The sequence below is a fragment of the Candidatus Spongiihabitans sp. genome, from assembly GCF_965237845.1.
Classification (GTDB): domain Bacteria; phylum Pseudomonadota; class Gammaproteobacteria; order Arenicellales; family Poriferihabitantaceae; genus Spongiihabitans.
In genome coordinates this window covers 1,331,712-1,345,795 of the sequence record NZ_OZ250154.1, presented here as the reverse complement: position 1 = coordinate 1,345,795, position 14,084 = coordinate 1,331,712, and the positions used below count along the sequence as shown (strand labels likewise).

Annotated in this window: 13 protein-coding genes; 8 read left to right on the top strand and 5 right to left on the bottom strand. The window is 47.6% G+C overall.

Going from position 1 to position 14,084, the window contains the following annotated elements; genetic code table 11:
• Nucleotides 1-98 precede the first annotated feature (98 nt).
• From ACPXXB_RS06465 to ACPXXB_RS06455, 3 genes are all read left to right on the top strand, one after another.
• Nucleotides 99-1,376 carry an NAD(P)/FAD-dependent oxidoreductase gene (locus ACPXXB_RS06465; RefSeq protein ID WP_423910782.1) on the top strand — a complete coding sequence of 426 codons (1,278 nt, stop codon included), beginning with the start codon at nt 99-101 and terminating at the stop codon, nt 1,374-1,376.
• A gap of 215 nt (nt 1,377-1,591) precedes the next feature.
• Nucleotides 1,592-2,482, top strand: coding sequence for a Dam family site-specific DNA-(adenine-N6)-methyltransferase (locus ACPXXB_RS06460; RefSeq protein ID WP_423911024.1), 891 nt, complete (start codon nt 1,592-1,594; stop codon nt 2,480-2,482).
• Nucleotides 2,483-2,865: 383 nt separating this feature from the next.
• Entirely contained in the window at nt 2,866-3,780 is a 915-nt protein-coding gene (locus ACPXXB_RS06455; RefSeq protein ID WP_423910780.1) for an MBL fold metallo-hydrolase, read from the top strand.
• 135 nt (nt 3,781-3,915) lie between these two features.
• Here the strand turns inward: ACPXXB_RS06455 and ACPXXB_RS06450 are convergent, their stop codons facing one another.
• Genes ACPXXB_RS06450 through ACPXXB_RS06430 form a run of 5 tightly spaced genes read right to left on the bottom strand, consistent with a single transcriptional unit; the run spans nt 3,916 to nt 9,995 of the window.
• Nucleotides 3,916-5,547 (bottom strand): ABC transporter ATP-binding protein, encoded by a 1,632-nt coding sequence (locus tag ACPXXB_RS06450; protein ID WP_423910777.1) that lies wholly within the window; start codon nt 5,545-5,547, stop codon nt 3,916-3,918.
• A gap of 27 nt (nt 5,548-5,574) precedes the next feature.
• Nucleotides 5,575-6,651, bottom strand: coding sequence for an ABC transporter permease (locus ACPXXB_RS06445; RefSeq protein ID WP_423911021.1), 1,077 nt, complete (start codon nt 6,649-6,651; stop codon nt 5,575-5,577).
• 26 nt (nt 6,652-6,677) lie between these two features.
• A complete protein-coding gene (locus ACPXXB_RS06440; RefSeq protein WP_423910775.1) occupies nt 6,678-7,769 on the bottom strand; it encodes a microcin C ABC transporter permease YejB in 1,092 nt (363 codons plus the stop codon).
• Nucleotides 7,769-9,667 (bottom strand): extracellular solute-binding protein, encoded by a 1,899-nt coding sequence (locus ACPXXB_RS06435; protein ID WP_423910772.1) that lies wholly within the window; start codon nt 9,665-9,667, stop codon nt 7,769-7,771. Before ACPXXB_RS06435 ends, ACPXXB_RS06440 begins: the two co-directional genes overlap by 1 nt.
• Nucleotides 9,633-9,995 carry a hypothetical protein gene (locus tag ACPXXB_RS06430; protein WP_423910769.1) on the bottom strand — a complete coding sequence of 121 codons (363 nt, stop codon included), beginning with the start codon at nt 9,993-9,995 and terminating at the stop codon, nt 9,633-9,635. Before ACPXXB_RS06430 ends, ACPXXB_RS06435 begins: the two co-directional genes overlap by 35 nt.
• Nucleotides 9,996-10,058: 63 nt before the next feature.
• Here ACPXXB_RS06430 and mutY point away from each other — a divergent pair, with 63 nt between their 5' ends.
• The 5 genes from mutY (at nt 10,059) to mnmA (ending at nt 13,969) form a co-directional block, all read left to right on the top strand.
• Nucleotides 10,059-11,153, top strand: a complete 1,095-nt coding sequence (gene mutY / locus ACPXXB_RS06425; protein ID WP_423910766.1) for an A/G-specific adenine glycosylase — start codon at nt 10,059-10,061, stop codon at nt 11,151-11,153.
• Between the two features lie 9 nt (nt 11,154-11,162).
• The gene (locus tag ACPXXB_RS06420) at nt 11,163-11,435 is read left to right on the top strand and encodes an oxidative damage protection protein (protein WP_423910763.1); all 273 of its coding nucleotides are present in this window, start codon (nt 11,163-11,165) and stop codon (nt 11,433-11,435) included.
• Between the two features lie 137 nt (nt 11,436-11,572).
• Complete coding sequence (locus ACPXXB_RS06415; protein ID WP_423910760.1) at nt 11,573-12,127, top strand: NUDIX hydrolase; 555 nt, start codon at nt 11,573-11,575, stop codon at nt 12,125-12,127.
• Nucleotides 12,124-12,855 carry a hypothetical protein gene (locus ACPXXB_RS06410; RefSeq protein WP_423910758.1) on the top strand — a complete coding sequence of 244 codons (732 nt, stop codon included), beginning with the start codon at nt 12,124-12,126 and terminating at the stop codon, nt 12,853-12,855. Before ACPXXB_RS06415 ends, ACPXXB_RS06410 begins: the two co-directional genes overlap by 4 nt.
• A 16-nt stretch (nt 12,856-12,871) precedes the next feature.
• A complete protein-coding gene (gene mnmA / locus ACPXXB_RS06405; protein WP_423911018.1) occupies nt 12,872-13,969 on the top strand; it encodes a tRNA 2-thiouridine(34) synthase MnmA in 1,098 nt (365 codons plus the stop codon).
• Nucleotides 13,970-14,084 lie beyond the last annotated feature (115 nt).

Here is a 14,084-nt window from a genome sequence, read left to right as displayed (position 1 = left end):
GTTGCCGATGGTTTGCGCTCCAACTCCATGCCCATGATAGCATTCCATGCCAATTAAATTTAACTGCCAAATTCAACCACCAGATTTAACTTCCGGGCATGCCCGAATCAAATAAAATACCCGAGGCCGTCGATGTGGTGGTGATTGGCGGTGGCATTGTTGGCAGCAGCACTGCTTACTACCTGGCCCGAAATGGGATTAGTGTGGCGCTTTGCGAAAAAGGCGAGATCGCTTGCGAGCAGTCCGGGCGAAACTGGGGGTTTATACGTCAACAAGGCCGAGACCCGGTTGAATTGCCGCTGATGATTCATTCTTTGGCGTTGTGGCATGAGTTGGTTGGTGAACTTGATGAGGATATCGGCTTCCACGTCGGTGGCACCTTGTATTTATCTGAAACCGAGCAACGCTACCAGAGTAATCTGGCTTGGCTAAAGCATGCCAAAGTCTTTAATCTTGACACTCATTTTCTCAGTCTGGGCGATTTGCAAGCCCTCATCCCCGGCATTCAAGGTCAATCCCGGGGCGCGTTATGCACACCGAGCGACGCATGTGCAGAGCCGACTCTGGCTACCCGAGCCATCGCCAAAAGAGCAAAACAGCACGGCGCGACAATACTCAACCAATGCGCCGTTCGCGGAATTGATATCGAGGCCGGACGTGTTGCCGGAGTAGTCACAGAGCACGGCCGAATTCGAGCGCCTGCCGTAGTCTGCGCCGGGGGCGCATGGTCTTCGTATTTTTGCCGGCATCTGGATTTGGTGTTGCCCCAGCTAAAGGTGACGGGTTCGGTGATGGCCACTGCACCGGCGGCGTTGATAACGCAACTGTCTGTTTGGCGAAGTGGGCTGGGGTTGCGGCGGCGGATGGATGGCGGCTACAACGTCGCCTATGGCGGCAGTTCCACTTGCGACCTAACTCCGGACTACTTGCGCTTTTTCCGGGATTTTTTTCATGCTTATAAAAATTCAAAAGAGCAGGTGTCGCTCAAAATCGGCAACCGATTTTTTACTGAACTGCGCTGGCCTGCAAAATGGTCTTTTGACCAGATCACGCCTTTCGAAAAAGAGCGCATCCTTAATCCTAATCCCGACATCAAACTACTTAACAAAGCCTACCGCTTACTCGGCCAAACTTTTCCGCAATTGAAGGGCATTGAAATCAAGCAACGATGGGCTGGAATGATTGATGTGACACCGGATCAATTACCGGTGATTTCGACTGTTGATCGCATCCCCGGACTCACCTTGTCAACCGGATACAGCGGCCATGGATTTGGAATCGGGCTGGGCGCCGGCAATGTCACCGCAAAATTAGCCATCGGCAAAACCCCCGCCGTGAGTCTGGATGCCTTTTCGATGGACCGGCTGATGAGGTAAAATTTTCGTGTTCGAGAGGGATAAAAGGGATAAAAACGCCGTTCATCGGATGGCGCAAAAAAATTGCTTGTTTAATTGTCTATACTCTTCGCTCTGATTTTTACTGCCAGTAATGCGAAACGTTAGGCGCTGAAAGAGGGTAAAATGGAATACATGAAAACGTTTGATAACCTTTCAGTTCCTCATCCGTTCCCCTATCAAGGCAGTAGCGAGGAATTGCACAATATATTCTTCCTCACTTCCCTGCCAATGTAAATTGCCTGATAGAACCATTTTGTGGCGCCAGTGCCATTTCACTGTCTGCAAGGGTAAATGGGCTAACAAAAAAAATAATCCTTAATGATTTAAATGAGCCATTGATGCATTTATGGAAAGAAATACTGGAAAGACCCGGTGATTTAGTGAAACAGTATGAACAATTGTGGCATGAACAGCACTCTGATAAAAAAGAGTATTTCTTTAAAACACGCGAAAAATTCAATTCAACACACCAGCCACATCACTTATTGTATTTACTGGCCAGGATAGTAAAAGGTTCAGTTAGATACAGTTCATCCGGTTCATTTAATCAAAGTGCAGACAATAGGCGATCCGGTATGCGTCCAAACACCATGCGACAAAATATTTTTGATGTTTCTTCTGTGCTTTCCGGGATCACGCGTCTTTCATCCGTTGATTTTCGAGAAGTGGTGAAAAAAGCAAAAAAACATGACCTGGTTTACATGGATCCACCGTATCAAGGCACATCATTTACCAGAGATCACAGGTATTTAAATGGTCTCACCTATGATGAGTTTATCGATGCGCTTAAAGTAATGAATCAAAAAGATGTTTCATACATCATTAGTTATGACGGACAAACGGGTAAAAAATATCATGGCAAACCGCTTCCAAACTCTCTTTCACTAAAACATCTACATATCAAGGCGGGCAGATCGAGCCAAGCCACGCTCTTGGGTAATAATGCTGAAACCATAGAATCACTGTATCTATCCCCCGCTTTAGTTGATCGTTCAGGTAGCGAAAAACATTCTATTCCTACGGTGCTACAAAAACAGCAGGAGATTATGTTTGAAGGTAACAGAAGAAGCACCAGAGTATGTTAAGAATGTGTTACGCAATCACTTTAAGCATAAAAGCAGCTAACAAACGCATGCGCTCGGACAAAATAAAGCGGCGTTGCTTCGCTATGCAACTTTGTTTACCGATGATGCGAGACGTTAGGGGCCTCTAGGCCTTCAGTGCGGCAAGGCGACGTGGATACTGGAATGGACAAGGTTCAGCGGATTCAGGCAGTTTTTTATATTATATTGGGTACCAGGTGAAGTTCCATATTGTTATTAAAAACTGTTTTTTTATCTTTGTTTAGAGCATGATGCATCAGGGCAATATGCCCTATACTAATAGTCAGGTGGCGCGGTACCGCCTCGGCAGTCATCTATCAAATCATCATCGGCATTTAACAATCGGACATATTGAGGATATTACAATGAAATATTTTAACACGCGCATTCAACTTTTATTAATGTTGATATTGGCTACGATTCCAGTCGCGGCTCATGCACATTCTGATTCATGGAAGTTTACGGAAAACAATAATAATGTTATTCGTATGCAGACCAAGGGCGGAGACTCTGCTGAGTCAGGAAATGTGAAGATAGAGTTCTATGGGCATATGGCATTCAAAATCACATCTCCAAAAGGATTGAGCATTATGATAGATCCTTGGCGCAACGACCCATCCGGGGCTTGGGGACTTTGGTTCCCTGCAGAATTTCCGGAAGTTCCCGTAGATATTGTTCTTTCAACGCACGCACATTTTGATCATGACGCAATTTATCACCCTCACGCTACTATGGTACTGGAGCGCATGGCTGGGGAATTTAACCTTGGCGATGTGAAAATCATTGGTGTTGCCGAGAAACATATGTGCAAATCCAAAGGCTGGTACAAGTGGACTGAAGCAGCAAAAGAGTTTAATCAAGACTTTTGCCCGCCAGATAATTTTTTGCATATGGATAATTTTATTCAAATCGTAGAAACAGGCGGTATGCGAATTGCCCACTGGGGAGATAATCGTCCGCTGCCTACCAAATTTGCGGATGATCTATTAAAAAATATAGATGTTCTCATTATGAACATAGACGGTTCACGACACATTCTGTCCTATGAAGATATAGATGCCGCACTTAAACGCTACAATCCTAAAGTAGTAATACCAGGACATTACTATACTAAGGGCGCCAGTAGCATTCTGACTACTTTAAGCACAGCCGATGAATGGGTTGATCGACAAAAGGATGTTGTACACTTGAATAAATCTGAATTACTGCTTGAACCTGATAAGATAAAATCTTTGAAGCAGAGAGTTTACTATTTTGGTATGAATCACTCTAAAAAATAGTCTTGGATATACAGGTGAAACGTCTAACAAAGCACGCCATCCAAACAATCAACCGCACCGATATGATTGAAAGCCCTTCTGTTAATCGCTACGCCGTTCAATCCGGTTTGCCCGTATTTTTTTGCCAGCACTGATTCAAACCGCCTGTTCCAGATTAAACGCCGCTGCCAGTAACTCCTGGGTGTAGGGGTGTTGCGGGCTCGCAAAAATGGATTTCGCTGCGCCTTGTTCAACCACATCACCATTACGCATCACCATCAGGTCATCGGCGATGGCGCGCACCACGCTCAAGTCGTGGGAAATAAACACATATGCCAAGCCATGTTGTCGTTGCAGTCGATTCAGGAGATCTAATACCTGAACCTGCACTGCGCGATCCAGGGCCGAGGTGGGTTCATCAAGAAAAAGAATTCTCGGTTCCAGTATCAAGGCGCGGGCGATGGCAATGCGCTGACGTTGGCCGCCGGAAAATTCATGGGGGTAACGAAAGCGCACCGCCGGATCAATTTCAACTTCTTTTAGAATCTCAATCACCTTTTCATCGCGCGCGGCCGGATCGGTGACCAGCCGATGGGCATCGAGACCTTCACTGATTATTGCGCCGATGGTCAGCCTCGGTGACAACGAGCCGTAGGGATCCTGGAAAACAATTTGCATGGCCAATCGAACTTGCGGCATTGATAGCCCGCCGCGGACTCCAAGCGGCTTGCCATCGAGCAACACAGTGCCTTCGGCCTGCACCAGCTTCAATAATGCTAATGCAAGGGTGGTTTTCCCTGAACCCGACTCACCGACCACGCCCAGAGTATGGCCGGGATGAAGTTTTAATGAGGCCTGGTTGACCGCCTTTATATGATCGACTGTTCTTTTTAGCAATCCCTTTTTAATCGGGAACCAAACTTTCAAATCGTCCGCCTGCAACACCACTTCCGTTTTGACTTCGGGTGGCTGCCGCAAAGGCGGCTCTGCGGACAAAAGCGCTTTGGTATAATCTTCTTGGGCGGAGGTAAAAATTTGGGTGGCAGCCCCGCGCTCCACTACCTTGCCCTGTTTCATTACCAGTATTCGGTCAGCCACTTTTTTGACCATATTCAAGTCGTGGGTGATGAGCAAAATAGCCAGGTTTTCCGCTGCTTGCAGATCTTTTAACAAGCTGAGAATTTTCGCCTGAACGGTCACATCCAATGCCGTGGTGGGCTCGTCGGCGAGTAATATTTCCGGCCGATTAGCCAAAGCCATCGCAATCATCACGCGCTGCTTTTGGCCGCCGGACAATTGATGTGGGTAAGCGTCGAGTCGCGCAGCTGGATTGTGGATGCCAACACGATCGAGCAACGAAATAATTTTTTTTGTTGCCGCATCACCGGTAATGCCTTGATGCAATGCCAGCGATTCGCCGATTTGTTTTTCAATCATATGCAGGGGGTTTAACGCCGTCATCGGCTCCTGAAAAATCATCGATATATCGTTGCCGCGAATGCGTTGCAGTGTTGCCTGATTAGCCCCAACCAGCTGTTCCGCCAGATCTTCCACTTGATAGATTATCGAGCCCTGGGGGTGAAACGCGTAGGGGTACGGCAATAATTGCAGGATCGACAATGCGGTGAGCGTCTTGCCCGAACCGGATTCACCGACCAGGGCAACGGTCTCACCGGCGTGTAATTCCAAATCCATGCCGCTGACCACGTCAGTAACAATGCGTTCTTGTTTTTCGGTGCGCTGAAAACTGACCGCAAGATCGGTGACCGTTAAAATCGGATCGCTCATGTTATTGCTATCGTTCTGGTCAGCACGCTAACGAAATAATTTTCTCGGATCAAAGGCATCGCGCACGCCCTCGCCGATAAAAATTAACAACGACAACATGGTGCCGATAATGACAAATCCGCTAATCCCCAGCCACGGCGCCTGTAGATTTGCTTTGCCTTGAGCGAGCAATTCTCCTAATGATGGCGAGCCTGGCGGCAGACCGAACCCCAAAAAGTCAAGCGAAGTCAACACCGTGACCGATCCCGCCAGGGTGAAGGGCATAAAGGTAATCGTAGCCACCAAAGCATTGGGCAGCACATGGCGCAAAATAATCCGGACATCGCTCACACCCAGCGCCCGGGCCGCACGAACATATTCAAATTTTCGCGTTTTCAAAAATTCCGCGCGTACCACGCCGACAAACCCCATCCATGAAAATAATAACAGTATCCCCAGCAGCCACCAAAAATTTGGCTCCACCACGCTGGCCAAAATGATCAAGATATACAGCGTCGGCATGCTGCTCCACACTTCCATAAATCGTTGCAATATCAGATCAATCCAGCCGCCGAAGTACCCTTGAATGGCGCCTGCGCCCACACCTGCCACCGCACTGATAATCGTTAGCATGAATCCGAATAAAACCGAAATGCGAAAGCCATAAATAATCCTGGCAACGACATCACGGGCCTGATCATCGGTGCCTAAAATATGCCGCGCACTGGGCGGCGCTGGCGCGGGATGGCGCATATCCCAATCAACTGTGGTATGGTGAAATTCTATTAATGGCCACACCGCAAAACCATTATCTGCGATTTGTTTTTTCAGCCATGGGTCGTGATAGGCCGCTGCGGTTGGAAAGTCTCCGTCAAAATCTGTTTCATTGTAATCCACCAGCGCCGACCAATAAGCCTGGCCTTTGTACATAATAAAGAACGGTTTATCATTTGCCACCAATTCCGCAAATAATGAAATTACGAACAATATCAAAAATATCCAAAGCGCCCAGACACTGCGGCGGTTGGCCTTAAATAACTCCCAACGACGTTGACCAATCGGGCCTAAAGAAAATGAGCATGCCGTAAACCAACGCCTGCCCGCTTGTTGGCTATCCGTATTCATGGCCGTATTCATCGCCGTATTGGTGGTCATGATTCACTGGTGTCGAAATCGATGCGAGGATCAATCCAGGTATACATCAGGTCGGAAATAATTCCCAACACCAATCCAAGCAAGGTGAAAAACCACAACGATCCAAACATCACCGGATAATCCCGTTGCAACGCCGCTTCAAACCCCAGCAAACCGAGACCATCCAGCGAAAAAATAATTTCTATCAGCATCGCGCCAGTAAATAGAATACTGACCACCGCCGCAGGGAATCCGGCGATGACGATGAGCATGGCGTTACGGAACACATGACCATACATGACTTTTCGTTCGCTCAGGCCTTTTGCTCGTGCGGTCAACACATATTGCTGGCTGATTTGGTCGAGAAAGGAATTCTTGGTAAGCATGGCCAAAGACGCAAACCCACCAACTGTCAAGGCAATTATCGGCAATGTTAAGTGCCAAAAATAATCCGCAATTTTTGCGCTCCAGGACAAGGTGTCCCAATTGTCCGAAAGCAGCCCCCGCAAAGGAAACCAGTCATAATATACGCCGCCGGCAAACACCACTAACAACAACACCGCAAACAAGAATCCGGGGATAGCCACCCCGATAGTGAGCATCACGCTGGTGGTAATATCGAACCGACTGCCATCCCGAACCGCTTTTCTGATGCCCAATGGGATGCTGATCAAATACACCAGCAACGTCGACCATAATCCTAAAGAAATAGATACCGGCATTTTTTCAAGCACCAAATCCACAACGGCACGGTCGCGAAAGAAACTATCGCCAAAATCGAATCTTAAATAGTTCCTTATCATGCTGAAGAATCGCTCATGCACCGGCTTGTCGAAACCAAATCGTTTTTCCAATTCTGCAATAAACTCTGGGGCAAGCCCTTGTGCGCCTCGATACCGACTATTATTTGAGCCGCTGCTTTGAATTATATTTTCCGAAGCGTCTCGGGTAACCCGTTCTGCGGCATCGACCCCTTCTCCGGTAATGTTAGCGATGGCTTGTTCAACCGGACCACCCGGTGCAAATTGAATCACCACAAAATTGAATAGCATGATCAAAAACAACGTGGGGATGACCAACAACAATCGTTTGAATATATAGGCAGCCATTAGCCGGTCTTCGATTTCATTGTGCGCTCCGATTTCATTGCTCGCTTTATGGCCAACCCGCCAATAACCAGAATCACCGCCAGCAATCCAAGCTTCCAACCGCTTGGGCCGCTGCCGCTTCGTGCGGCGGTATCGCCGCGGCTGCTATTGCGTTGGGTGATTGCACCGCTATCACGCGCCTGAGCCAGCCTTGCCGATCTCTCGTCATCCAGCCACCATCTCGAAATATTGACGCCATTACGCAGCGGAATCCGCGGTCGGTTATATTTATTCCACCATAAAATTCGGTCCGCGGGCAAATGCCAATTCGGCACGATAAAGTGCTGCCATAGCAGCACACGATCCAAGGCGCGAGTAACGGTGATCAATTCCTGCCGGGTTGAGGCGACCACTATTTTTTCGATAAACGCCTCAATGACAGGATGACAAATACCGGCGGTATTGCGACTGCTCGGTCGCGCCGCCGCCGCACAACTCCAATATTCACGTTGCTCATTGCCCGGCGTTTCACTTTGGCCCCAGCCGCCGACGATCATGTCAAAATCAAACGAGCGGATTCGATTGATGTATTGCCCGGTATCGACCACACGCACTTTCATGTCGATGCCCAAGCGTTTGAGATTGCTGACGTAGGGCAATATCAGTCGTTCAAATGAACTGCTGTACAACAACATTTCTATGCTCAGGGGCTGGCGCTGTTGATCCACCAGTTTTCCATCTTTGATTTCCCAGTCGGTTTCTCGAATCAAGGACAATGCTTTTAATAAATTCTGCCGAGACCAGCCACTGCCGTCGGTTTCTGAAACCTCAAAGGGCTGGGAAAACAATTCCGGCGGCAACGAAACGCGATAGTTTTCCAAAAGCGCAAGTTCGTCGCCTTCGGGAATGCCCGAAGATGCGAGTTCTGAATTGCTGAAGTAGCTTTTCGAACGAGTGTATTGGTTATAAAATATTTTCTGATTGGTCCAGTTAAAATCAAATGCCAGGGAAATAGCTTGACGAATTTTACGATTTTCAAATTTCGACCGCCGCAAATTCATCACATAAGCCTGCATTCCCTGAGGCGCTGAATGTCTTACTTGTTCTCTTACCAACCACCCGGATTCAACTGCTGGAATATCAAATTCAGTGGCCCAACTCTTGGCGGTGTTTTCTGCATAAAAATCGATTTCCCCGGCCTTTAGCGCCAATCTAATCGGAATGCGGTCTCTGAAAAAATCGAACCGCAACAAATCAAAATTATTGATGCCGCGATTCACTGGCAAATCTTTTCCCCAGTAATCCACCACGCGTTCCAACTCATAGTAACGCCCTGCGTCAAAGCGTTTGATTCTATATGGGCCGCTTCCCAAGGGCGGTGACAATGTGGTTTTGGTAATGTCCCGCTCTTGGTCATGTCCCTGCCAATAGTGTTTAGGCAATATTGGCAGGTCGCCAATAATGAGCGGCAATTCACGGTTGCCGGTATTCTTGAATTGAAATCGGACAGCATGCTCACCCGTCACTTCAACGCGTTCAACATCAGCATAATAAAACCGATAAGATGGTGCGCCTTTCTCCATCAGCGTATTAAACGACCACACCACATCGTCCGCTGTAATCGGCTTGCCGTCATGCCATTTAGCCTGAGGGCGTAAGTGAAATATGATCCAGGTTCGATCCACAGGATATTCGAGTCGCTCACAAATCAGACAATATTTGGTAAATGCTTCATCCGCGGACGATACCAATAAAGTTTCAATCGATCCCGGCGATACCGCAGAACCTTTATCAATCCAGGGGTTGAAGCTATCAAAAGTTCCGCGGGCACCCCGACGCAGCAAGCCGCCTTTTGGTGCATCAGGACTGACATAATCAAAATTTTCAAACCCTGCCGGATACTTGGGGTCGCCATGCATGGCGATAGCGTGGCTGCGGATGATTTCCGATTGAGCGAAACTTGAAAGTGGCGCAAAACCTAAAAGCGGCAAGCACGGCCACAACCAGAAAAAAATTCGCGCCAATAAAAAGACCCTCAAGGATGTGGTCAATTTTGATTTCCTGTTTGAGCGCCTGAAAAATCCGTCTGGAACGGATTTTCGCGCAAGCCCCGTAGGGATACGTATCAAGGATGATACGAACAAAATCCTGTTCATGTCGGATTGTTGCATTTTTAGTTTTTAGTATTGTTACACTGGTAATTTTTTGGTAATTTTTATTTTCGTAATCAGACCACAGTTGTTGCATTTCATTCTACCCAATTCTCATTCCAAACCCTGGCCTCATTCCAAACCCTGGCTTGACTTCAACTTGACCGCTAACCGCAAAAAACCAAAATCAGATTTTAGCCAATCGTTGCTCAAGTGGTTTGATCACTACGGCCGTAAATCTTTACCTTGGCAACAAACCAGAGATCCATATTACATTTGGATTGCCGAAATTATGTTGCAACAAACCCAGGTTGAAACAGTCATCTCATACTACCAAAAATTTATCGCGCGGTTTCCCAATATTGACTCATTGGCAAACGCCGAAGCCGAAGCCGTCATGACTTATTGGGCTGGACTGGGTTATTACGCCAGAGCCAGAAACCTGCATCGCGCCGCACAGCAAATTCGCGATCAGCATGGTGGCGATTTCCCGTTAAGACTTGATCAGGTTATGGCGCTGCCCGGCATAGGCCGTTCCACCGCCAGCGCCATTCTCGCTTTTTCCCAAAACGCTCGACACCCAATTCTCGATGGCAACGTCAAACGGGTGCTGACCCGCTACTTCGCTATTGCCGGTTATCCGGCAACTAAAGCAGTGGAAAACCAATTATGGGTTCTAGCTGAACAGCTTACGCCGAACAAGCGTGTCGCAGACTATACCCAGGCAATAATGGATTTTGGAGCAACCCTTTGCAGCAGACGCTACCCGGATTGTTCAAAATGCCCGATTAGCCACAAATGCCTGGCTTTTTTACAGGGCAACCCTGCGTCCTACCCCACACCCAAGCCGAAGGCGCCCCGTCCGCACCGACAATCCAGGATGATATTAATTTCCAATTCCAATTCCGAGTATTTGCTGATTAAACGCCCGCCAAGCGGTATATGGGGTGGCCTTTGGGTGTTCCCGGAACTCAGTAACGCCGAACAGGACTTTCAGCGCTGGTGCAAAAAAGAGCTTGGCATCGCCGTAAAATCAGGCAAAAACATGGCAATTGTACATCATGGCTTTACCCATTTTGAATTAGAAATTCAACCCATACACTGCACAGTTGATCGGGCAGCACCTGGATTCATGGGTGGATTCATCGGCGGCATCATGGACACCGACCACTATCTTTGGCACAATCCACTATCAAACGCACCGATTGCAATACCCACTGCCATAAAGAAAATTTTTAATCAGCTTGTTGAATAGATTACTACTATGAGTCGCATGATCACCTGTACCAAACTCGGCAAGGAAGCCGAGGGGTTGGATAGCCCAACCTGGCCCGGACAGTTGGGCCAAAGGATATTCGATCAGATTTCCAAACAAGCCTGGCAAGATTGGCTAAGGCAGCAGACCATTTTAATAAACGAATACAAACTCAATCCTTTGGATCGAAAACACAAAAAATATCTGGCCAGCCAAATGGAAGCCTATTTGTTTGGCGACGGCATCGTCTTGCCCGATGCATGGAAAGAGCAAGAAGAATAAAATAAGGCGGCTCTTTTTAGAAAGGCCCTGGTGCTGGTTGAATCCTGTGGCGAGGTTGTATTTGCCGGCGAGGTTGTATTTGACATAGCCTGTACTATGTTTTTACTATTCAGGTCTTATCCTCACCATTGATTCGGATGAAACCCAAAGCCGCAACCTGTTACCAACACCACGGCCCTTCCAAAAAGATGCCCCTTCAGGAATATCGAACTAATGCCCAAGACCATGGCCATGGCAATGGTGGTCGTTGGCATCCCCATGTCACTGTGGCTTGCATCGCAAAACGAGACGGCAAATATTTAATGGTCAGGGAGCGCTATCGGGGAAGCAGTGTAATCAACCAGCCGGCGGGACATGTTGAACAAGGGGAGTCTTTGATTGAGGCGGTAATACGCGAAACTCTGGAGGAAACCGGATGGGAATTTGAACCAAATTACCTCAGCGGCATCTATCAATTTGTTGCTGGCAATGGCGAAACTTATATGAGATTTACTTTTTCGGGCGAACTGATTGCCTTAAACGAAAATTATTCGCTGGACCCGGCGATCGAACAAGTGGTGTGGCTGAACCGAGCAACGCTTGAAAACAATTCAAAACATTTACGAAGCCAGGTTGTATTAAAGTGTATCGCCGATTTTGAGAATGGCAATCGACTGCCCCTGAACTGCGTACAACAGTTGGACTTGCTATGATGAAAGTGATTGTGATGAAAATAACCGTGATAAAAGTAATTGTTGCACTAATCTCGCTGACTTTTTCGCTTGCCAGCTGGGCTGGCAAGGAGCAAGGCGTTATCGCCCCTGCCTACGTCACGCTGGATGCCATTCCTGTTTGCTATGATTTTGGATGCAAAAATAGTTCTATCGTCAATTTGTCGGTTACAGAATGGACTGAAGTTGTGGGCTGGTTCAATCCGGTAGCGGAAACACCGGATCAGGAACGCGAACAAATCAAGCAGGCAATTGGCTGGATGGAAGTGTTGATCGGCAAGCATACCCCAACCCATCGTGATCTTGCGTTTGATTTGCCTGCCGACCGGAACGATGTTTCAGATTTATTTCCTGGCCAACAGGATTGCATTGATGAAGCCTTCAACACCACCACATATTTACGACTATTGGAATTGAACGGCTTTTTCAAACATCACGCAGTTATTGAGCAAGCCTATCGCCGTGCGATTTTTGATCAGCATTGGGCAGGGCAAATAATGGAAAAATCCAGCGGCACACGGTTTGTGGTTGATTCATGGTTTCAGCCTAATGGCCATTTGCCGATAATCCAGGCAAGCAAGGACTGGGAAGACATCAACATGCTGAGTGCTGTTATTGATGATTCCCGGGATGATTCCCGGAATGATGATCGCCCTGAGAAAAAACATTCATTCTCGACTCGCTTAATAGAGGATGAAAATACGGAGTGAATAGTTGCCTCTGTGAATATGTGTCGTGTATAATATTATTGTAGGGATGTCGGGGGGGGTGGACTCCTCGGTCGCGGCCGCAAGGTTGATTGAACAAGGTCATAAGGTGACTGGCCTGTTCATGAAAAACTGGGAAGAGGATGATAACCAGGAATACTGCTCAGCTGCGGAAGACCTTGCCGATGCCGAAGAAGTTTGCAAACTTCTTGATATCGAACTTAAAACAATAAATTTCTCATATGAGTATTGGACTCGGGTGTTCCAGTTATTTCTTGAAGAATACCGCAACGGCCGCACTCCAAATCCCGATGTGGTTTGCAACAAGGAGATAAAATTCAAGGCGTTTTTAGATTGGGCGATGCATCTGGGGGCCGACTTTATCGCAACCGGTCACTACGCCAGAATTGAAAAACAACATTATCATTACCGCCATTGTAATTACCTGCTTAGAAAAGGACGCGACCGGCGTAAGGATCAAAGTTATTTTTTACATACATTGGGTCAGGACGCATTGCGCTACGCTTCCTTTCCGATTGGTGAAATGCGAAAACAACAGGTGCGGGAACAGGCGAAGACGCTGTCATTGCCCACACACGATAAAAAGGACAGCACCGGAATATGTTTCATTGGAGAACGCCGCTTCAGCGATTTTCTCGGTCGGTTTTTACCCACCCAGGATGGCCCGATAAAAACCCTTGAAGGAGAAACCATAGGCCAACATAAAGGCGCATACTACTACACCATTGGCCAGCGTCAGGGATTGGGGATTGGCGGCGATGGCGCAGCCTGGTATGTGGCGGAAAAAGACGTGAAAAGAAATATCGTTTATGTGGTGCAAGGCCACGACCACCCCGCCTTGATGAAAAAAATAGTGGTGGCCGTACAACTACACTGGATAACCGGGCTGCCGCCGGTATTGCCAGCGAATTGCAAGGCAAAAACGCGCTATCGCCAGGACGACCAGAACTGTGTTATTTCCATGATTGGGATAAATTATACCCGGATCGAATTTGACCATCCTCAATGGGCGGTTACGCCCGGGCAATCCATTGTTTTTTACCACGACGATGTGTGCCTGGGAGGCGGTATAATTAAATCTGCATTAGATGCCTGAGAAATTGGATACTTGATTATGATGATTAGACGGCGGGCAGCAAGGATGACTATGATAAAATCGCGGTTGTCCCAATGCTGATAACCAACGCCAATAATTGCCTGTGACCGATAAG

Bases quoted from the DNA above. Each gene is read 5' to 3' on its own strand.
- ACPXXB_RS06455 (WP_423910780.1), top strand. From the start codon at position 2,866: ATGAAATATTTTAACACGCGCATTCAACTTTTATTAATGTTGATATTG.
- ACPXXB_RS06420 (WP_423910763.1), top strand. From the start codon at position 11,163: ATGAGTCGCATGATCACCTGTACCAAACTCGGCAAGGAAGCCGAGGGG.
- ACPXXB_RS06435 (WP_423910772.1), bottom strand. From the start codon at position 9,667: ATGCATGGCGACCCCAAGTATCCGGCAGGGTTTGAAAATTTTGATTAT.
- ACPXXB_RS06445 (WP_423911021.1), bottom strand. From the start codon at position 6,651: ATGAATACGGATAGCCAACAAGCGGGCAGGCGTTGGTTTACGGCATGC.
- ACPXXB_RS06450 (WP_423910777.1), bottom strand. From the start codon at position 5,547: ATGAGCGATCCGATTTTAACGGTCACCGATCTTGCGGTCAGTTTTCAG.
- ACPXXB_RS06415 (WP_423910760.1), top strand. From the start codon at position 11,573: ATGAAACCCAAAGCCGCAACCTGTTACCAACACCACGGCCCTTCCAAA.
- ACPXXB_RS06430 (WP_423910769.1), bottom strand. From the start codon at position 9,995: ATGCAACAACTGTGGTCTGATTACGAAAATAAAAATTACCAAAAAATT.
- ACPXXB_RS06410 (WP_423910758.1), top strand. From the start codon at position 12,124: ATGATGAAAGTGATTGTGATGAAAATAACCGTGATAAAAGTAATTGTT.
- ACPXXB_RS06440 (WP_423910775.1), bottom strand. From the start codon at position 7,769: ATGGCTGCCTATATATTCAAACGATTGTTGTTGGTCATCCCCACGTTG.
- ACPXXB_RS06465 (WP_423910782.1), top strand. From the start codon at position 99: ATGCCCGAATCAAATAAAATACCCGAGGCCGTCGATGTGGTGGTGATT.